The sequence below is a fragment of the Mesorhizobium sp. YIM 152430 genome, from assembly GCF_029210365.1.
Lineage (GTDB): Bacteria > Pseudomonadota > Alphaproteobacteria > Rhizobiales > Rhizobiaceae > Aliihoeflea.
Genome location: NZ_JARGES010000015.1, coordinates 289,274 through 310,014 on the forward strand (window position 1 = coordinate 289,274; position 20,741 = coordinate 310,014).

Annotated in this window: 21 protein-coding genes; 12 read left to right on the top strand and 9 right to left on the bottom strand. The window is 66.5% G+C overall.

The genetic code is table 11. The features are described 5' to 3' along the window. The first annotated feature begins 237 nt into the window (after positions 1-237). The gene (locus PZ895_RS02210; protein WP_275837390.1) at positions 238-699 is read left to right on the top strand and encodes a tRNA (cytidine(34)-2'-O)-methyltransferase; all 462 of its coding nucleotides are present in this window, start codon (positions 238-240) and stop codon (positions 697-699) included. A gap of 202 nt (positions 700-901) precedes the next feature. Here PZ895_RS02210 and PZ895_RS02215 read toward each other — a convergent pair whose 3' ends face one another. The 3 genes from PZ895_RS02215 to PZ895_RS02225 all read right to left on the bottom strand — a co-directional run bounded on the left by PZ895_RS02215 (position 902) and on the right by PZ895_RS02225 (position 2,819). Further along, positions 902-1,264 (bottom strand): DUF559 domain-containing protein, encoded by a 363-nt coding sequence (locus PZ895_RS02215; RefSeq protein ID WP_275837391.1) that lies wholly within the window; start codon positions 1,262-1,264, stop codon positions 902-904. 156 nt (positions 1,265-1,420) lie between these two features. After that, positions 1,421-1,714 (bottom strand): MoaD/ThiS family protein, encoded by a 294-nt coding sequence (locus PZ895_RS02220; RefSeq protein WP_275837392.1) that lies wholly within the window; start codon positions 1,712-1,714, stop codon positions 1,421-1,423. A gap of 22 nt (positions 1,715-1,736) precedes the next feature. Beyond that, a complete protein-coding gene (locus tag PZ895_RS02225; RefSeq protein ID WP_275837393.1) occupies positions 1,737-2,819 on the bottom strand; it encodes an exo-alpha-sialidase in 1,083 nt (360 codons plus the stop codon). Between the two features lie 370 nt (positions 2,820-3,189). Here PZ895_RS02225 and leuA point away from each other — a divergent pair, with 370 nt between their 5' ends. From leuA to PZ895_RS02240, 3 genes are all read left to right on the top strand, one after another. After that, a complete protein-coding gene (gene leuA, locus PZ895_RS02230) occupies positions 3,190-4,914 on the top strand; it encodes a 2-isopropylmalate synthase (RefSeq protein ID WP_275837394.1) in 1,725 nt (574 codons plus the stop codon). Next, complete coding sequence (locus PZ895_RS02235) at positions 4,911-5,681, top strand: alpha/beta fold hydrolase (protein WP_275837395.1); 771 nt, start codon at positions 4,911-4,913, stop codon at positions 5,679-5,681. Before leuA ends, PZ895_RS02235 begins: the two co-directional genes overlap by 4 nt. Positions 5,682-5,756: 75 nt before the next feature. After that, entirely contained in the window at positions 5,757-6,335 is a 579-nt protein-coding gene (locus tag PZ895_RS02240) for a hypothetical protein (protein WP_275837396.1), read from the top strand. Here PZ895_RS02240 and PZ895_RS02245 read toward each other — a convergent pair. Further along, positions 6,299-7,249 carry a metallophosphoesterase gene (locus tag PZ895_RS02245; RefSeq protein WP_275837397.1) on the bottom strand — a complete coding sequence of 317 codons (951 nt, stop codon included), beginning with the start codon at positions 7,247-7,249 and terminating at the stop codon, positions 6,299-6,301. The two genes, PZ895_RS02240 and PZ895_RS02245, sit on opposite strands and share 37 nt — an antisense overlap. Positions 7,250-7,320: 71 nt before the next feature. Here PZ895_RS02245 and PZ895_RS02250 point away from each other — a divergent pair, with 71 nt between their 5' ends. Next, positions 7,321-7,791 carry an NUDIX domain-containing protein gene (locus PZ895_RS02250; RefSeq protein ID WP_275837398.1) on the top strand — a complete coding sequence of 157 codons (471 nt, stop codon included), beginning with the start codon at positions 7,321-7,323 and terminating at the stop codon, positions 7,789-7,791. 26 nt (positions 7,792-7,817) lie between these two features. Here PZ895_RS02250 and PZ895_RS02255 read toward each other — a convergent pair whose 3' ends face one another. Next, entirely contained in the window at positions 7,818-8,075 is a 258-nt protein-coding gene (locus PZ895_RS02255) for a hypothetical protein (protein ID WP_252926110.1), read from the bottom strand. Positions 8,076-8,189: 114 nt separating this feature from the next. On the opposite strand from PZ895_RS02255, the gene hemF reads away from it, so the two are divergent. Further along, entirely contained in the window at positions 8,190-9,104 is a 915-nt protein-coding gene (hemF, locus tag PZ895_RS02260) for an oxygen-dependent coproporphyrinogen oxidase (RefSeq protein ID WP_275837399.1), read from the top strand. Positions 9,105-9,481: 377 nt separating this feature from the next. After that, positions 9,482-10,240 (top strand): alpha/beta hydrolase, encoded by a 759-nt coding sequence (locus PZ895_RS02265; protein ID WP_275837400.1) that lies wholly within the window; start codon positions 9,482-9,484, stop codon positions 10,238-10,240. A 48-nt stretch (positions 10,241-10,288) separates the two neighbouring features. On the opposite strand, the gene PZ895_RS02270 is transcribed toward PZ895_RS02265, so the two are convergent. After that, on the bottom strand, positions 10,289-10,912 hold the full coding sequence (locus PZ895_RS02270; protein ID WP_275837401.1) for a L,D-transpeptidase: 624 nt from the start codon (positions 10,910-10,912) through the stop codon (positions 10,289-10,291). 173 nt (positions 10,913-11,085) lie between these two features. Here PZ895_RS02270 and PZ895_RS02275 point away from each other — a divergent pair, with 173 nt between their 5' ends. After that, a complete protein-coding gene (locus PZ895_RS02275) occupies positions 11,086-11,271 on the top strand; it encodes a DUF1059 domain-containing protein (protein ID WP_275837402.1) in 186 nt (61 codons plus the stop codon). On the opposite strand, the gene PZ895_RS02280 is transcribed toward PZ895_RS02275, so the two are convergent. Genes PZ895_RS02280 through PZ895_RS02290 form a run of 3 tightly spaced genes read right to left on the bottom strand, consistent with a single transcriptional unit; the run spans position 11,268 to position 13,787 of the window. Beyond that, complete coding sequence (locus PZ895_RS02280) at positions 11,268-12,527, bottom strand: CCA tRNA nucleotidyltransferase (protein WP_275837403.1); 1,260 nt, start codon at positions 12,525-12,527, stop codon at positions 11,268-11,270. The two genes, PZ895_RS02275 and PZ895_RS02280, sit on opposite strands and share 4 nt — an antisense overlap. Then, entirely contained in the window at positions 12,524-13,162 is a 639-nt protein-coding gene (locus PZ895_RS02285) for a CoA pyrophosphatase (RefSeq protein WP_275837404.1), read from the bottom strand. Before PZ895_RS02285 ends, PZ895_RS02280 begins: the two co-directional genes overlap by 4 nt. Beyond that, positions 13,152-13,787, bottom strand: a complete 636-nt coding sequence (locus PZ895_RS02290; RefSeq protein ID WP_275837457.1) for a DUF1285 domain-containing protein — start codon at positions 13,785-13,787, stop codon at positions 13,152-13,154. The genes PZ895_RS02285 and PZ895_RS02290 overlap by 11 nt, the downstream gene beginning before the upstream one ends. Before the next feature lie 108 nt (positions 13,788-13,895). On the opposite strand from PZ895_RS02290, the gene PZ895_RS02295 reads away from it, so the two are divergent. From PZ895_RS02295 to PZ895_RS02310, 4 genes are read left to right on the top strand one after another with little or no spacing between them, the layout of a single operon-like run. Continuing rightward, the gene (locus PZ895_RS02295; protein ID WP_275837405.1) at positions 13,896-14,900 is read left to right on the top strand and encodes a MoxR family ATPase; all 1,005 of its coding nucleotides are present in this window, start codon (positions 13,896-13,898) and stop codon (positions 14,898-14,900) included. After that, positions 14,900-15,796: a DUF58 domain-containing protein gene (locus tag PZ895_RS02300; RefSeq protein WP_275837406.1), complete on the top strand. Its 897-nt coding sequence runs from the start codon at positions 14,900-14,902 to the stop codon at positions 15,794-15,796. Before PZ895_RS02295 ends, PZ895_RS02300 begins: the two co-directional genes overlap by 1 nt. Beyond that, positions 15,796-18,606: a DUF4159 domain-containing protein gene (locus PZ895_RS02305; RefSeq protein WP_275837407.1), complete on the top strand. Its 2,811-nt coding sequence runs from the start codon at positions 15,796-15,798 to the stop codon at positions 18,604-18,606. Before PZ895_RS02300 ends, PZ895_RS02305 begins: the two co-directional genes overlap by 1 nt. Then, a complete protein-coding gene (locus PZ895_RS02310) occupies positions 18,603-20,672 on the top strand; it encodes a hypothetical protein (protein ID WP_275837408.1) in 2,070 nt (689 codons plus the stop codon). The genes PZ895_RS02305 and PZ895_RS02310 overlap by 4 nt, the downstream gene beginning before the upstream one ends. Positions 20,673-20,741 lie beyond the last annotated feature (69 nt).

A 20,741-nucleotide genomic window follows, 5' to 3' on the forward strand; every position in this document is an offset into this window, starting at 1 on the left:
CGTGGGGCCGGCGGATTTCGAAGGCGGATGCTTCAGCGTGTCAGGGAAGCGTCGATCCGAAAACCACAGGCGCGAGGAAAGCGCGGCGCGCGCGAATGCGGGATGGCAAGAAAATATTCATCGCGTGCCTCCTGTGGTTCGGGTTGGACGAGGATGCTTCATACCCGAAACGAGGCGATTTGACCACCCGCCCCGATTGGCGCTACGCCCAACTCTCGATTGCACCAGGATAAACCGATGCGCATCGCGCTCTACCAGCCCGACATCGCCGGCAACACCGGCACGATCCTGCGCCTCGCCGCCTGCCTCGGGCTCGAAATCCACATCGTCGAGCCGGTCGGCTTCGACCTGTCGGACCGCAATCTGAAGCGCGCCGGCATGGACTATCTCGAAATGGCGGCGCTGACGCGCCATGTCGACTGGGCGGCGTTCGAGACATGGCGCAAAGCGCAAGGCGCGCGCCTGGTCCTTCTGACCACGAAAGCCGACTCCGCCTACACCGACTTCGCCTATTTGCCCGGCGACGTGCTTCTCTTCGGCCGCGAATCCGCCGGCGTTCCCGACGCGATCCACGACGCCGCCGACCACCGCCTCACCATCCCCATGCGCCCCGGCGCCCGCAGCCTCAACCTGGCGATGAGCGTCGCCATGGTTGCGGGCGAGGCGCTGCGGCAGACGGGCGGATTTCGGAACGGTTGAGCCTGGTGGCTCAGGCCGGACGATCGAAGACCCCCACCCCATACCCCTCCCCACAAGGAGGAGGGGGACGTCAGCGCCGTGTCTCGCCTTCCGCTTGGAGCTTGCTCGAACGGTTGGGAGCAACGTCGAGGTCCCCCTCCTCCTTGTGGGGAGGGGTATGGGGTGGGGGTACGGCGCAGACGTCCCAAGCAAAAGCACATCCTCAACCAACCCCGATCTCCCTCAGGATCGTCTCGACGCACCCGTCGAAATTTTCACCGAGTTCACCCGTATTGATCCTCAGCACGCGATACCCATCCATCGCCAGCCGGGCATCCCGCACTCCGTCGCGAACCTGCCGATCCGGCAACTGATGATGCTCGCCGTCGATTTCGATGACCAGACGCTTCTCGTGGATGACGAAGTCGGCGACATACGGCCCGATCGGCGCCTGCCGCCTGACATGGATGCCGTACCAGGTCCTGAACATCTTCAGTTCCGCCCACAGCCGCCGCTCGCCATCGGTCATGTCGCGGCGGAGCTTGCGCGCCCGCGAAATAGTGTTCGGATCGATGGCGCTCGGCATCTCGGCTGGTCCTCTACAAGAACGTCAACGTCCGAAACAAATATCGAATTCGCAAGGATTCCTGTGAAGAGGACCCCCCACCCCATACCCCGCCCCACAAGGAGGAGGGTATGGGGTGGGGGGTCTTTCTCGCAGAAATCTGCCTCGCCCCCTCCTCTACCCCCCGCTGATCGCCGTCAGCACGAACACCTCGTCCCCCGCCTGTAGCCGGTGCCCGAGTTTCACCCGCTCGCCATCGACGAAGACGTTGATGTGCTTGCGGATGGCCGGACGCGAATCGCAAAGGCGGTCGCGCATTCCCGGCCACAGCGCCTCCAGCCCGTCGACCATCTCGGCAACGGTTCCCGCCTGCATCTCGACCCGCCGCGCCGCCCCCGGAAACAGGTCGACGAGGATCGCCGGCAGGCGGACGATGATGTCGGGACGCTCAGTCATGGCCTCGTCATTCATGGCCCCGTCATTCATGGCCCCGTCATTCATGGATCGTCAGCGTCTCGACCGACAGGATCGCCGGCATGTGCGCCTCGATCTCGCGCCATGTCTCGCCCTCGTCGCTCGAGGCGAAGAGCGCGCCGCCGCTGGTGCCGAAATAGACGCCGGCTGTGTCCATCCGGTCGGTCGCCATCGCCTGTCGCAGCACGCCGAAATAGGCGTTCTGTTGCGGCAGGCCGTCGCGCAGATCCTGCCAGGTGCGGCCCGCGTCGCGCGTGCGCCAGACCGCCGCCTTCGCGTCGGGCATGAAGCGGCCCATGGTGTCGCCGTTGAGCGGCAAGAGGAAGAGCGTGTCGCGATCCTTCGGATGCGCGGCGGCGGGGAAGCCGAAACTCGACGGCAGACCCTGTTCGATGCTCTCCCATTTCACGCCGCCATCGTCGGTGCGGTACATGCCGCAATGGTTCTGCTGGTAGAGCCGGCCATTGGCGCCCGCCGCCATGACGACATTGTGGACGCACTGGCCGAATTCGGGATAGTTCTCGCCCTCGGGCAGGAAGTCGGCGCGCGTGCCGCGATTGCGCGGCTCCCAGGTCTCGCCGCCATCGGCGGTGTGGAACACGCCGGCGGCCGAGATGCCGATCCAGATCTTCTTCTCGTCCGCAGGATCGATCACCAGCGAATGCAGGATCAGCCCGGCCCCGCCGGGGTTCCAGTGCGGCCGCGACGGGTGCTTCTGTAACCCCTCGACATGCGTCCATGTCTCGCCATCGTCGTCGGATCGGAACAGCCCGGCCGGCTGGACGCCGGCATAGACGCTGCCATTGTGCGCGGCCACGCTCCAGACCGACGAGATCGGCTCCTGCCCTTCCGCATAGGCGAGCCCGTTGGAGGAATGCGTCCATGTCTTGCCGAGGTCGGTCGACTTCCAGACCGCGGGACCGAACCAGGCGTCGCCGCCGCCCGCATAAAGCGTGCCGGTTTCGGGATGCGCGACGAAATGGTTGATCGGCCATGTCTGGCAGAACGGGCCGGAGAGCTTCCAGTCGCGCCGGGCGCCATCACTTTCCAGAATGAAGGCACCCTTCTTGGTGCCGACCAGTATCAGTACCTTGTCTGCCATCAGATCCTCCATTTCCCCGGCCGGGACATTACTCCTTTTGCGATGACGGTTGAACGACCCGCGAACCGACAATCATGGGCGCAATTTTTTGAAAGCGGTGCGGCTTGTCACGCAATCATCGCTCGGCTATCTCTTCGCCCATGACTTCGTCGCGCGCCCCTTTCCCGATCTTCCCGGCCTTCGCTGCCGGCGATCGCGTGCGTCTTGCCTCGCTTCTTCTCCTTCTTAGCGGCGATCGTCGGGTTGGCTGAAGGAGCGCCCGGCGGTCGAAGTGCCGCCGAGACCTGGCAAAGCTCCTTGTCCCGACACCATTCCAAAAGCTAGAAGTGCCCACCGCCGAACCGATGCGCGGCCGGGCGAGGAGACGAAGATGAACGAGCAATCGAAGATCGTTGCCGCCGGCGCGAAGGGTATGCCCGACGCCGCCGAAAAGTATCAGCCCTACCCGTTCGTGGATCTGAAGGACCGCACCTGGCCGTCCAGGCGCATCGAGAAAGCGCCGATCTGGTGCTCGGTCGATCTGCGCGACGGCAATCAGGCGCTGATCGACCCGATGGGCCATGACCGCAAGGCGCGCATGTTCCAGTTGCTGCTCGACATGGGCTTCAAGGAAATCGAGATCGGCTTTCCGTCGGCCTCGCAGACCGATTTCGACTTCACCCGCTTCGCCATCGAGGAGGCGGGCGTGCCCGACGACGTGTCCTTGCAGGTGCTGGTCCAGTGCCGGCCCGAACTGATTTCGAGAACCTTCGAATCGCTGGAGGGCGCGAAGCACCCGATCGTCCATTTCTACAATTCCACCAGCGAGTTGCAGCGCCGCGTCGTGTTCGAAAAGGACGTTGCCGGCATCAAGGCCATCGCGACGGATGCCGCCAGGATGGTGGTCGACATGGCGGCGAAGGCAGGCGCCAAGGGAACAGAGAGCTATCGCTTCCAGTATTCGCCGGAGAGCTTCACCGGCACCGAGCTGGAAGTGGCGCTGGAAATCTGCAACGCGGTCACCGAGATCGTGAACCCGACGCCGGACAACAAGCTGATCATCAACCTGCCGGCGACCGTCGAGATGTCGACGCCCAACATCCATGCCGACCAGATCGAGTGGATGAGCCGCCAGCTCGACCGGCGCGAGTCGATCATCCTGTCACTCCACCCGCACAATGACCGCGGCACCGGCATCGCGGCGACCGAGCTCGGCCTGATGGCCGGCGCCGACCGCGTCGAGGGCACTTTGTTCGGCAATGGCGAGCGCACCGGCAACGTCGATCTCGTGACGCTGGCGCTCAACATGTACACGCAGGGCGTCGACCCGATGCTCGATTGTTCGCAGATCGAGCGCATGAAGGACGTCTACGAATATTCCAACCAGTTGAAGATCGGCGAGCGCCACCCCTATGTCGGCGAACTCGTCTACACGGCCTTTTCCGGCTCGCATCAGGACGCGATCAACAAGGGCATGAAGGCGATCAGAAAGGCGAACAAGCCGCTCTGGGAAGTTCCCTACCTGCCGATCGACCCGCAAGATGTCGGCCGGTCCTACGAGGCGATCATCCGCATCAACTCGCAATCCGGCAAGGGCGGAATCGCCTATATCCTCCAGGCCGATTACGGCCTCAACCTGCCGCGCAATCTGCAAGTCGAGTTCCGCGAGGACATTCAGGAGATCACCGACCGCGAGGGCAAGGAACTGCGCCCCAAGGCGATCTATGACCGCTTCCTCGAACTCTATGTCGACCAGCCGGACGGCCGGCTGAAATTCGTCGACCACCAGACCTTCCCCGACACCTCCGCCAAGGGCCGGCGCGTGGTCGAGGCGACCATCATCGACGATGGCCGGGAAGTGCAGATCACCGGCACCGGCACCGGCCCGGTCGACGGCTTCGTCGACGCGCTGTCGAAGCATATCGGCATCGATTTGACGGTTCTCGACTACTCGGAACATTCCATGCAGCGCGGCTCGAACGCCGCCGCCATCTGCTACATGGAGGTCGAGCATCCGGGCGGAAAACTCTTCGGCGCCGGCATCAACACCAACATCGTCGCGGCCTCGCTCGAAGCGGTCGTCTCGGCGGCCAACCGCATTCTCGGTGCCAAATGAGCGAACGCCTCGGCGCACGCGTGATGGGGAAAGGCGGCCGCACGGTCGTCCTTCTCCACGGTTTCGGCGGGTCGCATTCGACCTGGACCGACATCCAGCCATCGCTCGCGCGCGATGCGCAGGTCATCGCCTATGACCTTCCCGGCCATGGCCGCTCGCTCGATTTTCCGGGCGCGGGTCCGGCGACGGTGGCGGCGAAGGCCGTCGCCGCTGACCTGACGGCGCGCGGGCTCGAGCGCGTCCATCTCGTCGGCCATTCGATGGGCGGCGCAATCGCCACGCTGATCGCCATGCGCACGCCCGAGCGCGTCGCCTCGCTGACGCTGCTGGCGCCCGGCGGCTTCGGGCCGCAGATCAATGGCGAACTTCTGAAGCGCTACGCCAATGCGTCCGATGCCGGCGCGCTGGGTCAGATCATGGACGAGATGTCGGCCCCCGGCTTCTCGACGCCGCCGAAATTCGTCCTCGGCCTTGCAGCCGTTCGCGGCCAGCCCGGCCAGCGCGCGAATCTCGACGCGTTCCACGGCATCATCCAGAAGGACGGCGTCCAGGGCGAAATCCCGCGCGAGGCACTCGCCAGGCTTGCGATGCCAGTCAGCCTCGTCTGGGGAACTGCCGATCCGGTCCTGCCTTTCTCGCAGACCGCGAACCTGCCCGAAAACATCCGCCTCACCGCCATCGACGGCGCCGGACACATGCTGACCGTGGAAGCGAAATCCGCCGTCCTCGCCGCCATCCGCGCTTCACTTGCTGCCGGAAGCCCTTGACTTTTGGCGCGTTTTCGCCGGAATCGTGGTGTAACGAAGCGTTAACCGTACCCACTGAGTGCCCGGAGCGCCGGCATGAGCGAAGCTTTGGAAGAAACGTCCCAGAAGGGCGAACTGCGCCGCCTCGCCGCCGCGATCCGCGAGGTCAAGACCAACAATGCCGACCGCACCGACGTCGTGGTCGATCTGCGCGAGGCCCAGCAGACCCGGCTCGAAATGCTCGCGCAGGATCTGGAGCAGGTCTTCGCCGACATCCCGCCCCACGACGAGCGCTTCGATCTGAACGTCACCGGCGGGCTTCAGCCGCGCCTGTGGATCGACGCGGTCAGCCACGTCACCATGGGCCGCGACAAGCGCACCTACCGCTTCCTGAAGGACACCCGCAACGGCCGCATCGTGCTTGCCGAAACGCCCGACATCAAGAAGGTTGCCAATGCCGTGACGCTCTATGTCGCCGAGCGCATGGTCGAGCGCGAGGCGGTGCTGGCGGGCGACCGCGAAATCCCCGCGCCCGTCCTCGGCGTTCTCGACAGCGAGCCGGCCAAGGCCGCCTTCGACGTCTTCACGTCGCTGGCGCTGTTCCTCGCCGGCGCGTTCGTCGGCGTCGCGGCGGTGCTCTATTTCGCCTGGGACCGCTTGGCGATCAGCTTCTGACCGATCTCTTCTGCGGGCAGAAGCGTTTGCGCCACGATCTCGCGCACGCCCTCATGGCCGTGCACCAGCCCGCGCCGCTGGACGCGCACGTTCCAGCCGTCCGGCCCGCCGTCGATCTCGACGAGGTTATATTGCGCCGCCGGCTTCGACCCGCCGACCGCCTGCCCTGCTGCCGCGACGCCCAGAACCGGCACGCGCCCGTCGCGCCCGTCGAGCCAGTAGAGGCTCGGCAGATGGGTGTGGCCGTGCAGCACGAGTTCGGCGCCGTGGCGCAGCATCACCTTCTTGAACCGGCCGATGCCGTAAAGCCGCTTGTGCTGCGGCGCCGCGCCGCGCACCGGCGGATGGTGGATCAGGATCACCCGGCACAACCCTTGCGTCTTTGCCTCGTCGAGCATCCGGCCGAGCCTGCGCGCCTGCGTCGAGCCGAAATAGCCCGACGCCATGAAGGGCGCCGTCGCGCGGGCCGATGAAAGGCCGATGATCGCCATGTTTGCGCGCACGCGCATATAGGGAAAGGCGCCGCGATGCGCCGGCTGCGCCTTGCCGTCGCCCCACATCCACTTGCCCCAGGCCCGGCACGCCTTGTCGAGCGCGCCCGGCACATAGGCGTCGTGATTGCCCGGCACGACCGAGACGTCCTCGCCCGGCCCGACATTCTCGAGCCACTGGCGGGCGAACTCGACTTCCGCATCGAGCGCGAGGTTGACCAGATCGCCGGTGACCGCGATATGGTCGGGCGCGCGCGCCTTGATGTCGTCGAGCAGCATCCCGATCACCTGGTCGTGGAGATTGGCCTTCCGGTTGCGCTGCCAGTTGATGTAGCCCGTGATCCGCTTCGAGGCGAGTTCACGATAGGACATGTCGGGAAGGGGGCCGAGGTGGACGTCCGAGAGATGAGCGAGCCTGAGCATACCCTTCCTTACGATATGAAATTCCGCGTGACCACCCTGCGAGAAGCCGCATGAGCGAGGCGTCCCGGTCAATGCCGACCCGGCTTCAATGGTTGCGGGTCAAACTCTTCCATGGCTGGTTTCTTTTGCGGCGCCCGATGACGCTGGGCGTGCGCGGCATCGTCCACGACGCTGAAGCGGGCACCGTCTTCCTCATCCGCCACACCTATATCGATGGCTGGCAACTGCCCGGCGGCGGCGTGGAAGTGGGCGAGACGATGCGGCTTTCGCTCGAACGCGAACTCGCCGAGGAAGGCAATATCGCCTTCACCGCCGAGCCGCGGCTCGTCTCGATCCATCTCAACCGGCAGGCGAGCCCGCGCGATCATGTCGCGCTCTATCTCATCACCGAATATCGCCAGACGGCGCCGAAACTGCCCGATCACGAGATCGCCGAGGCCGGCTTCTTCCCGCTCGACGCCCTGCCCGACGCGACCACCCCCGCGACAAGAAGACGCCTCGCCGAAGTGTTCGGCGACGCGGTTCTGGAGCATCATTGGTAGCGCCGAGGGCGCGCCGAGATTCGGGTCTAATCAGCCGTAGGCAAACGCCGGATCGTGAATTCGATGATGTCGTCGGGCCGCTCGGCCCAGCTTTCGATCTCGGTCCAGTAGGCCTGTTTCGGCCAGCGGTCGAACCATTCCTGCGCCTTCACCCGCGCGTCGAGGCGCGGCAGGCGGAACGTCTCGCGCACGAAACCGTCGCGCGGATGGGGGCTGCCTTCTGCGCGATGCTTTTCGAGGCTGCGCCTCAACCCTTCCAGCGGTGGTCTGGCCGGCACCCGCAACAAAGAACTCCTTGACCCCAACGACCAACAGATTAGGGATCAGAGCGTCGAATTACGAGTCAAATGTTGAACGCGCGGGCCTGACCCACGGCGCAACTCCCCACGGAGACATGAATGGAACGCCCCGACATCCCAGCCGGCCTGCCCGACGACATCGAGGCGAAGAAGGCGGCTGCGAAGGCCTGGTTCGAAGAATTGCGCGACAAGATCGTCGCCGGCTTCGAGGCGATCGAGGACGATCTGTCGGGACCGCACGCCTCCTGGGCGCCGGGCCGGTTCGAGCGCACCGAATGGCTGCGCGACGAGGGGCGCGGCGGCGGCGGCATCATGTCGATGATGCGCGGCCGCGTCTTCGAGAAGGTCGGTGTCCACACCTCGACCGTCCATGGCGAGTTCTCGCCCGAGTTTCGCCAGCAGATCCCCGGCGCCGACGAGGACCCGCGCTTCTGGGCAAGCGGAATCTCGCTCATCGCCCACCCGCACAATCCCAACGTCCCGGCCGTCCACATGAACACGCGCATGGTGGTGACCACGCGCCAGTGGTTCGGCGGCGGCGCCGACCTGACCCCGGTCCTCGACCGTCGCCGCAAGCAGGACGATCCCGATACGGCCACCTTCCACAAGGCGATGAAATTCGTCTGCGACAAGCACAAGGCGGTGGCCGACTACGACCGGCTGAAAGCCTGGTGCGACGAATATTTCTTCCTCCCCCACCGCGACGAGCCGCGCGGCGTCGGCGGCATTTTCTACGACTGGCTGAAAACACCGGAGGACAAGGGCGGCTGGAACGCCGACCTGCGCTTTTCCCAGGACGTCGGCCGCGCCTTCCTCGTCGTCTACAACCACCTCGTCCGCAAGAACTTCAACGACAACTGGACCGACGCCGACCGCGAGGAGCAGTTGATCCGCCGCGGCCGCTATGTCGAGTTCAACCTCCTCTACGACCGCGGCACGATCTTCGGCCTGAAGACCGGCGGCAACGTCGATTCCATCCTGTCGTCCATGCCGCCCGAGGTGAAGTGGCCGTAGGATGGGCTCGGCTTAACGATACGAGTGAAGACGCGCCGCGCCTCATCTGCACCCTCAGCGCCGCACCCCCACCCCCTACCCCTCCCCACAAGGAGGAGGGGATCGCCGGCTTGGCGCCCGTCCGTTGGCGAGACGCCCGGCGGAAAGGGCATGGCGCGACGCGGACGCCCTCCCTCCCCCTTGTGGGGAGGGATAAAGGGTGGGGGTCCGCTTCGCAAAATACCGTTCGCGCGATCATGCAGCGCAGCGCCGATCGCGTCGTCACTTTCCTCAGACCTCGAACGACAAGTTGCGCCTAAGCAACAGAGACCGAACACGAAATTGCGAGCGCATCTTCCTTAAATCACGCATTAACCTTCTGCGTTAATCTCGCGTGCATGAAGACAGCGCGCATCGTCACATTAGCTTTGACTGTTGCAATCGCCTGGCCGGCCTTCGCCAGCGAGGTCGTGCCGTCTCCCGCCCTGCCCGCGCCGCAGCTTCCGGCGACGGCGGAGAGCGTGACGCGCGAGACCAATTTCACGCACCGCATCCACAAGCCGGCCCAGCCGAACGGGCGCACGATCATCCTGATGCACGGATCGGGCGGCGACGAGACGACCTTGGTGCCGCTGGCGACCAAGATCGATCCGAACGCGACGCTGATCGGCATTCGCGGGCGCGTCGTGCAGGAGGGCGTGAAGCGCTGGTACAAGCGCATCACCCCGACGAGCTTCGACCAGACCGACATTCGCGGCGAGGCGGCGGCGTTTGCGGAATTCTTCGCCCGCCTGGTCGGGAGCGAGGGGATCGACCTCGAGCGCACGACCTTCCTCGGCTATTCAAACGGCGCGAACCTGATCGCGGCGCTGTCGGTGCTGCATCCCGACGTGGTGAAGACGGCCGTCCTGCTGCGCCCGATGCCCGTCCTCGAAACCGCGCCCCATGCCGACCTCGCCAAGGCGAAATTCCTGACCATCTCCGGCCGCGACGACACGCTCTACGCGCCCTTCGCGCCCAAGCTGGAGGCAATGTTCAAGTCCTGCGGCGCGGATGTGATGGCGAAGACCATCATCGCCGGCCACGACATCGGCGACGAGGACGCGAAGATCGCGTCGGAATGGCTGGCGGGGTTGCAGATGGCGTCGGTGCAGTAGCGCGACGGAGTGGGCGGCTCGCTACCTCTCAACTCCTAGCGTTGACCCTCAAGCCTGGATCACCACCACATTCGCCCCCACCGGCACGCGCTCGTAAAGATCGATGATGTCGTGGTTGAGCATCCGCACGCAGCCCGACGACATGGCGAGGCCGATCGATTGCGGCTGGTTGGTGCCGTGGATGCGGAACATGGTGTCGCGGCCGCCGCGATGGAGATAGAGCGCGCGGGCGCCGAGCGGATTGTTCGGCCCGCCGGGCACACCGCCGGCGAATTCGCGATTGCGCGGGTCGCGGCTGATCATATTGGCGGTCGGCGTCCAGCTCGGCCACTGGGCCTTGCGGCCGACCGTGGCATTGCCGCGCAGCGCCAGCCCTTCCTTGCCGACGCCGATGCCATAGCGCATGGCCCGTCCGTCGCCCATCACGTAGTAGAGGCGGCGCACGGGCGTGTCGACGACGACCGTTCCCTTCGGATGTTTCGTCTCATAGGCGACTTCCTGCCGGCGCAGTTCCGGCTTGATCTTGTCGAGCGGGACGGCGCGCAGCGGGAAGCTCTCGTCCGGCAGCGCGGCATAGTTGAGCATGGCGGTGCGGTAATCGGTGCCGGCGGCCGTGCAGCCGGCGAGAAAGAGCGGAAGACCGGCCAGAAAGCCGCGACGCGAGATGGACATGATGTTGCCTTTGACCAAGAAACCCCTGTCGATTTTCGTAAACGCGTATGGTTAACGATACCTTCCCGGACGGAAATTTGAAGGAACTTCCGCACCGTCGTCAGGTTGAAGATGCATCGACGCCACACCCGGCGTCGGCTATCATTGGACGTTACCAGAAAGGGAGAAGACCGATGAAGGAATTTCATTGCGGCTCGCTCGTTCCAGGTTGCGACTGGCACACCCGTCACGACGAAGAGGCGGAGGTGATGCGCCGCACCGTCGAGCACATGCGCCAGGCGCATGGCGAGGACACGATCCGCGAGACGATGGTCGAGGCCATTCGCTCGCGCATCACCAATGCGCAGAAGGCCGCCTAATCTTTCAAAAGGTCGCGCGCTCGCTCGAGAAGCGCGTCGCGGCCGATGATGAAGCCGGACGATGTCCATTCGTCCTTCAAGGTTGCGAGCGCCTTGCCGAGGCGCTCGTCCTGCGGCGCGCCGAGCGCGACTAGGTCGCGGCCCTGGATCGGGAATTTCGGCGCGTCCCATCCTTCGGCATATTTCAGCAATTGCGAATATTGGCCCGCCGCGACGAGATCGAGGTCGTTCTGGACTGCTCGGGTCCGGGCTGCGGCGAGCGCGATCTTCAACTTATCCACCGCCGGTTGACGTCCGGCCGAAAACATCCGTTTTGCCAGCGCAATCTCGCTGGTTTCAGCCGGAATTTCACCGAAACCGGCCCATTCATCCAGTCTTTTGGCCTCGTTCTTCGACAGTTTCAGCCGCTCGGAAAAACTATCCACGCGTTCGCGCGTCGGCGGGATGATCGACATCAGGCGCAGCATCGGATCGATCGCCCATCCAAGATCGCGCCCGGCAGCGATCAATCCGGGAACCGCATCGATGCCCCATTTCTCGCTCTCGGGCAGTGCCGCGGTCAGGACGCCGGACTGGCGCATCCAGAGCAGCGCGCGGGACGGGTCGGGAGCTGAGAGGATTTTCTTGAGTTCGGCCCAGATGCGCTCGGCGGAAAGCTGGGAAAGGCCCGATTTCAGCCGTGCCGACGCCTTGATCCCCTCCGCATCCGGCCGCCCGGAGCCGTACCAGGCGAAGAAGCGGTAGAAGCGCAGGATGCGCAGATAGTCCTCGCGAATGCGGTCCTCGGCATTGCCGATGAAGCGGAGATTTCGCTTTTGAAGATCGGCGATGCCGCCGACGAGGTCGATGACATGGCCGTCGGCGGTGGCGTAGAGCGCGTTGATGGTGAAGTCGCGCCGTTCGGCGTCGACCTGCCAGTCGCGGCCGAAGGCGACGGTGGCGTGGCGGCCGTGGTTTTCCACGTCGGCGCGCAAGGTCGTGACTTCAAAGGGTTTTCCATGCGCGACGACGGTGATCGTGCCATGCGCCTTGCCGGTCGGGACCGGCTTGAAACCGGCCGCAGCAGTGCGCCGTTCGGTTTCGTCCGGCAGGCAGGTCGTGGCGATGTCGATATCGGTGACCGGCTCGCCCAGAAGCGCGTTGCGCACCGCCCCGCCGGCGATCCGCGCCTCCTCGCCATCGGCCGACAGGACGGCCAGCAGCTTTTGCAGCGTCCTGTCCTTCAGCCACGGCGCATCGGATATGGAAACGCTCACGCATAGAGCCTTTCATAAAGCGTGCGGATGATGCCGGCGGTCACGCCCCAGATATACCGCTCGCCGAAAGGCATCGTGTAGAAGAAGCGTTCGCGCTCCTGCCAGATGCGGCTGTCGCGGGTGTGGTTGGCCGGGTCCATCAGGAAGGACAGCGGCACCTCGAAGGCGTCGTCGACCTCGTCCTCGTTGAGCGTCAGCATGAAACCCGGCCGGGCGATGCCGAGCACCGGCGAAATGCGGAAACCGGAGCCCGAGACATAATCCGGCATCCGGCCGACGATCTCGATCGTCTCGGCGCCGATGCCGATTTCCTCTTCCGTCTCGCGGATGGCGGCGAATTCGGGCGTCGGGTCGGTCGCATCGATCCGCCCGCCGGGAAAGGCGATCTGGCCGGAATGGCTGCGCAGTTTCTCGGTGCGCTTGGTGAGAATGATCGTCGCGCCGCCCGGATGGTCGACGGCGGCGATCATGACGGCCGCGTCGCGCAGGCGCTCATGGACGATCAGATGGCGCAGGTCCGGGTTGAGATGATGGTCGCCATAGTCGGTCTCGCCATGCGGCGCCTGTTCGCGCGCGGCGCGGCGGCGAAAATCGGCGGCCGAGAAAAGCGGTGCGTCAAGTGCTTCAGCCCGCAAGACGGTTCAGCTCCGCAACCGGCATGACCGGAAAGATCTCACCCTTCGAGCGGACGCAGAACATCGCGCGTCCGTCGATCTCGATCTCCTCGCCGATCTCGGCCAACTGGTACATGACCGGCCGCGCGACGAGCGCTTCGAGCCGGCCGCGGACATGGAGATAGGGTTTCAGGCCGCCGGTCTCGTCCTCGTCGACGAATCGCAGCGGATGCTCCGGCCCGGCTTCGACCACGTCGCCGACATTTGTGCGGAAGGTCAGGACCTGGTCTTCGCCCCTGCCGGAAACGTCCATCTCGACGGCGAGGAAATGCGCGTCCTCGACGCGGATGCCGACCTTTTCGACCGGCGTGACGAGATAGGTGTTGCCGTCCTCGTCCTTGCGCAGGACGGAGGAGAAAAGCTGGACGAGCGGCATTCGGCCGATCGGCGTTCCCATGTAGAACCAGGTGCCGTCCGCCTTGATCTCCATGTCGAGATCGCCGCAGAATTCCGGGTTCCATCTGTCGACGGGCGCGGCCCCCTTGCCGGCGCGCGCAGCCCTTGAAATCAGCGCTTCGAGGCCGGCACTGTCGGTTGCCCCGGCGAGGCCGGCCGCTTGCGTGGAGGTTTTCTGTGCATCGGTCATCGTCACGAAATAGTCACTGTTGTTTCGCTTGTCAGCACAGGCGTACCATTTAAGTTGAACGCACCGGTTGCGCCAAGGCGTGAATTGCCCGAGCAAAAGGACTGCCAGATGAGCCTGACCATCAAGGAACCAGCGATGAGCGAGACCGAGATGGTGGCAGAAGCCGAACGGGCTCTGTCCGAAATCGGCAAGGTGCGCGAGGCCGTCGGCAAGGTGATCTTCGGCCAGGAGCAGGTGGTCGAGCGCACGCTGGTGGCGATTCTTGCAGGCGGCCACGGCCTGCTCGTCGGCGTGCCGGGCCTGGCCAAGACCAAGCTGGTCGAGACCCTTGGCACCGTGCTCGGTCTCGACGGACGGCGCATCCAGTTCACGCCCGACCTGATGCCCTCCGACATTCTCGGCTCCGAAGTGATGGAGCAGGACGAGACGGGCCGCCGCTCCTTCCGCTTCATCAGGGGACCGATCTTCGCGCAGCTCCTGATGGCCGACGAAATCAACCGCGCCTCGCCGCGCACGCAGTCGGCGCTTTTACAGTCGATGCAGGAGTATCACGTCACGGTGGCCGGCGAGCGGCACGACCTGCCCTCCCCGTTCCATGTGCTCGCGACGCAGAACCCGCTGGAGCAGGAAGGCACCTATCCGCTGCCCGAAGCGCAGCTCGACCGCTTTTTGATGCAGATCGACATCGACTATCCCGAACTCGCCGCCGAACGCCGCATCCTGATCGAGACGACGGGCACCAGTGACCAGAAGGCGGAAAACGTGCTCGATGCCGCGCGGCTGAAAACCGTGCAGGCGCTGATCCGGCGGATGCCGGTGCCCGAAAGCGTGGTCGACGCCATCCTGAAGCTGGTGCGCTCGGCACGTCCCGGCGCCGGCGACGCCGAAACAGACCGGCACGTTTCCTGGGGACCGGGGCCCCGCGCCAGCCAGGCGCTGACGCTGTGCGCCCGCGCCCGCGCGCTCTATGATGGGCGGCTCGCGCCCTCCATCGACGACGTGCGCGACCTTGCCGAGCCCGTGCTCCAGCACCGCATGGCGCTGACCTTCGCCGCAAGGGCCGAGGGCATGACGGTTCGCGACGTCATCGCGCGGCTGGCAAAGGCGGTCTGATGGCGAATATCGGCGCGGTCAGTGCAGCAGTCGCCCCGCGCGACGCGCTGGCCCGTGCCCGTGTGCGCGCGGCGCTGGTGCCCGATCTGCTGGTCGAGGCGCGGCGCGTGGTCAACACGGTGATCGCCGGCTGGCACGGCCGCCGCAAGCGCGGCATCGGCGAGAATTTCTGGCAGTTCCGGCCCTATGTCGACGGCGAGGCGATCGCCCGGATCGACTGGCGCCGCTCGGCCCGCGACGACCATACCTATGTGCGCGACCGCGAATGGGAGGCGGCGCACACGGTCTGGCTGTGGGCCGATCCGTCCGCCTCCATGCTCTACCAGTCGAAGGCGGCGAGCGTTTCGAAGGAATCGCGCGCGCTGGTGCTGGCGCTGGCGCTGGCCGAACTCTTGTCGCGTTCGGGCGAGCGGATCGCCTGGCCGGGGCTGACCGACCCGTTTTCGGCGCGCAACGGCGCCGAGCGGCTGGCCGCGCAGATGCTGCACATGGCGCATCTGCCGACGCGGCCGGACCTTTCGGCGACGAAGCGCTTCTCGGACGTGGTGCTGATCTCGGACTTCCTCGACCCGGTGGACGAGACGCAAGAGTGGCTCGACACGCTGGCGACGCGCGGCGTGCGCGCCCATCTGATCGAGATCGCCGATCCGGCGGAGGAAGAATTTCCCTATGCCGGCCGTACCGAATTCCAGGACCCCGAGACGGGCGCCAAGCTGACCGCCGGCCGCGCCGAGACGCTGCGCGACGACTACCGCACCCTCTACAATGCGCGGCGCGATGAATTGTCGCGTTGGGCGCGGAAGCTCGGCTGGAGCTACACCGTCAACCACACCGACAGGCTGGCCTCCGAAGCGCTGGTGCGCGTTCATCTGGCAATGAGCCAGGGGAGCCGCTGATGGGTTTCCTGCCGCTCTCCTTCGGACTGCCGGCGGTGCTGGCCGGGCTTCTGGCCCTGCCGGTGATCTGGTGGCTCCTGCGCCTGACGCCGCCGAAGCCGCAGGCGGAAGCCTTTCCGCCGCTGAAGATCCTCGCCCGCGTGCTGCGCAAGGAGGAAACGCCGCATCAGAGCCCCTGGTGGCTGACGCTGCTGCGCCTGGCAATGGCGGCGCTGATCATCCTTGCGCTGGCCGAGCCGGTGTTCAATCCGCGCGAACGGGTCTCGACCGGCGGCAATGCGGTCGCGATCGTCATCGACAATGGTTGGGCCGCCGCGCCCGACTGGGCGATGCGCGTGGCGACCGCCGAAAGGCTGATCGCCGATGCGGAAGCCGAAAATGCGCCAGTCCTGCTCGCCTTCACCGTCGATGCGCCCAATGCCGAGATCGGCCCGTTCGATGCGCAGGCCGCCCGTGAACGGCTCAACGCGGCCGAGGCGCAGCCGGTGCCGGTCGACCGCGCGGCGGCCTTCGCGCGCGTCGCGCAGGCGATGACCGACATGCCGAACGCCTCCGTCGCCGTGCTGTCGGACGGGCTGGCGAGCGAGGCCGACGAGGCGGCGTTCGACGCGCTTCTCGCCGATGCCGGCGAACTGATCTGGGCGAGCCCGCAGGGCGTGACCGAGATCGGCCTGACGGCGACCGCCAACGAACCCGACGCCTTCGTGGTCGAGGCCGTGCGGCCGACGAGCGAGGTGGGCCCGCGCCAGGCGATGGTGGCGGCGCTGGACGATCGCGGCCGGCGGATCGCGGAGGCGCAGCTTTCCTTCGGCGCCGGCGAAGCGGCGGCGACGGCGGCCTTCACCGTGCCGTTCGAACTGCGCAACGATTTCAATTCCCTCGCGGTGGACGGCGAGGCGCAGGCGGGCGCCGTGCGTGTTCTGGACGAAAACGCGCGCCGACGCCGCGTCGGGCTGATCGCGCAGGGCGACGGCGACGTGGCGCAGCCGCTCTTGTCGCCGCTCCACTATATCAGCCGCGCGCTCGTGCCCTTCGCCGACCTGATCGAGCCGACCAGTGCCGACCTCGGCTCGGCCATTCCCGAACTGCTCGAGCAGCGCCCGGCGATGATCGTGATGGCCGATGTCGGCACGCTGCCGGACGAGGCCCATGCGGCGCTCGTCGACTGGGTGGACAATGGCGGGACGCTGGTGCGCTTTGCCGGCCCGCGCCTTGCTGCTGCCGAGCCGGACGAGGACTTGCTGCCGGTGCGGCTGCGCGTCGGCGAACGCGCGCTGGGCGGCACGCTCTCCTGGACCGAGCCGCAGGCCATTGCCGAATATCCCGAAGGCTCGCCCTTCGCCGATCTGACGCCGCCGACCGACGTGACCGTATCGCGGCAGGTGCTGGCCGAGCCGACCGCCGACATCGTCGAGCGGAGCTGGGTGAACCTTGCCGACGGCACGCCGCTCGTCACCGGCGCGCGGCGCGGCGACGGCACGCTGGCGCTGTTCCACATCACGCCGCAGGCGACATGGTCGAACCTTCCGATCTCGGGCTCCTTCGTCGAATTGCTGCGCCGTCTGGTGCAGCTCTCGCGCAACCAGGGGCCGGGAACCGCGCAGGCCGGCAATGGCGAGGCGACGCTGCCGCCCTATCGCCTGATCGCCGCCGATGGCAGCCTCGTGCCTCCGACGCCCGGCGCGCGGCCGCTGGCGGTTTCCGCCGAGGCGCCAGTGACGATCGAGAACCCACCCGGCCTCTATGGCAGCGAGGAAGGCGTGGTGGCGCACAATCTCTTGCCGGCGGACGCGGTGCTGGAGCCGATCGCGCGGCCTGAGACCCCGCTGGCCGTGCGCGACGTCGCCTATGGCTTCGACGAGCAGGTGGATTTGCGCGGGCCGCTCTTTGCGATCGCGCTCGCGCTGATGATCCTCGACACGCTGGCGGTGCTGTGGCTGGGCGGCAAGCTGCGCCGGCCGCGCGCCGGCCGCGCAGTGCCGGCAGCACTGGCGCTCGCGCTGGTCGGCGCGATCTCGATGCCGGATGCCAACGCGCAAGAGGGCGATATTCGCCCCGGAGACGAGGAGGCCATCGCCGCGATCAGCCAGACGCGCATCGCCTATGTGCTGACGGGTGACAGTTCGATCGACGCGATCAGCCGCGCCGGGCTCGAAGGGCTCGGCCGGTTCCTGGCCGACAAGACCGCGCTGGAGCCGGGCGAGCCGGTCGGCGTCGACATTGCCGAGGACGAGCTTGCCTTCTATCCGCTGGTCTACTGGCCGATCGACGAGGGCGCCGAAATGCCCTCGCAAGCCGCGCTGGCGCGCATCGACGCCTATATGCAGGAGGGCGGCACGGTGCTGTTCGACACGCGCGACCAGTTCGGCGCCGGGTTCGATGCCGGCTCGGCGAGCGCGTCGACGATGCGCCTGCGCGACATTCTCGCCGACATGAACGTGCCGCCGCTGGAGCCGGTGCCGGACGACCACGTCCTGACCAAGGCCTTCTACATCCTTCCCGAATTCCCCGGCCGCTTCAACGGCAGCCCGCTCTGGGTCGAGGCGTCGCAGACGCTGGAGGAAACGGCCGACCGCCCGGTGCGCGTCGGCGACGGCGTGTCGCCGATCATGATCACCGCCAACGACCTGGCCGGCGCCTGGGCGATCGGCGGCAATGGCGCGCCGATGCTGCCGACCGTGCCGGCCGACCCGATGCAGCGGGTCCATGCCTATCGGGCGGGGGTGAACATCATGATGTACATGCTGACGGGGAATTATAAGTCCGACCAGGTGCATGTGCCGTCGATACTAGAAAGGTTGGGGCAGTGAACTGGTCCCTCGCCTTCGAACCCCTTCTCGCCTGGCCGTGGCTGGCCGCGCTGCTGCTGCCCGTCGCGGCGCTCGTCGCCTGGGGCCTCGTCGCTCGCCAGCGCGGCGCCTGGCTGCGGCTGGCGGCGATGGCGGCGCTGGCCCTGGCGCTGGTCAATCCGGTACTGCTGGACGAGAAGCGCGAGCCGCTGAGGAGCGTCGTCGCGCTGGTGGTCGACCGGAGCCAGAGCCAGGAGATCGGCGACCGGCGCGCGACGACCGACCGGGCGCTGGAAGAGATGCAGGCGCGGCTGTCGCGCTTCGACCAGTATGAATTGCGCGTGGTCGAGACCGGACAGGCCGACGGTGCCGACGACCGCACCGAAACACGGCTCTTCGGCGCGCTGGATTCGGCGCTGCGCGACGTCGCGCCCTCGCGCGTCGGCGGGGCGATCATGATCACCGACGGGCAGGTGCATGACGTGCCGGAGACGCCCGGCTTTTCCGGTCCGCTCCATGCGCTGGTAACCGGCGAGGAGGACGAGTTCGACCGGCGCATCCGCTTCGAGCGCGCGCCGCGTTTCGGCATCGTCGACCGGCCGATCGAGATGAGCTACCGGGTGCTGTCGACCGACGGAGCGACCGGGCCGGTCGAGGTGACTGTCCGGGTCAATGGCGAGCATGTGGTGCGCCAGACGGCGATCATCGGCCAGGAAACGAGCGTCGACATCGTCATCCCCAATGCCGGCCGCAACATCGTCGAGCTGGAATTTCCGGTGGCCGAGGGCGAACTGACGGCGACCAACAACCGCACCATCGCGATGATCGACGGCATCCGCGAGAATCTGCGCGTGCTTCTGGTCTCGGGCGAACCCCATGCCGGCGAGCGCACCTGGCGCAACCTGTTGAAATCCGACGCGGCGGTGGATCTCGTCCATTTCACCATCCTGCGCCCGCCCGAAAAGCAGGACGGCACGCCGATCAACGAACTTTCGCTCATCGCCTTTCCGACGCGCGAGCTCTTCGTCGACCGGATCAACGATTTCGACCTCATCATCTTCGACCGCTACCAGCACCGCGACGTGCTGCCGATCCTCTATTACGACTACATCGCCGAATATGTGGAAAATGGCGGCGCGCTCCTGATCGCGGCGGGGCCGGAATATGCCGGCAACCAGTCGATCTCGCGCACACCCTTGATGGCGGCGCTGCCGGCGATGCCGACCGGCGAAGTGGTGGAACAGGCGTTCTTCCCGCGCCTGACCGATACCGGCGAGCGCCATCCGGTGACGCGCGGGCTGGAGGGTTCGGGACAGGAGCCGCCGCAGTGGAGCCGATGGTTCCGCCAGATCGGCATCGAGCGGCCGCAGGGCGAGGTGGTGATGCAGGGCGCGGACGACATGCCGCTGCTGCTGCTCGACCGGCAGGGCGAAGGTCGCGTCGGGATGCTGCTCTCCGACCATGGCTGGCTGTGGGCGCGCGGCTTCGAGGGCGGCGGCCCGCATGTCTCGCTGTATCGCCGCATGGCGCACTGGCTGATGAAGGAGCCGGAACTGGAGGAAGAGCGCCTGACGGCGTATGCGCGCGGCATGACGCTCGAGATCGAGCGCCAGACGATGGCGGACGAGGCCGGCGAGGCGAGCGTGACGACGCCCAACGGCGAGACGCTGGCCGTGCCGCTGGCGGCCGGCACGCCGGGCACGTTCGCCGGATCGGTCGAGACGGACGAGATCGGGCTCTATCGCATTAGCAATGGCGACCTCGAGACGCTCGCCCATGTCGGGCCGGTCAATGCGCCCGAATTCACCGACACGGTGTCGACGACGGAAAAGCTGCGCCCCGTCGCGGAGGCCAGCGGCGGCACGGTTCGGCGCATCGAGGCCGGCCTGACCGGCGCGCTCGACCTGCCGAACATCGTGCCGATCCGCCCCGGCGCGAATGCGGACGGGCGCGGCTGGATCGGGCTCCAGACGACCAATGACAGCGTGCTGCGATCGGTCAGCCGCGTGCCGCTCTTTGCCGGTTTCTTCGGACTGGCGCTGCTGCTCTTGGCCTTCGGCGCGACCTGGTATCGCGAGGGCCGCTGATTTTTTACGGGCCTGATGTCGGGATGGGGGATGCCTGGCCGTCCTTTGCGCGGACATCAATCAGGGAGT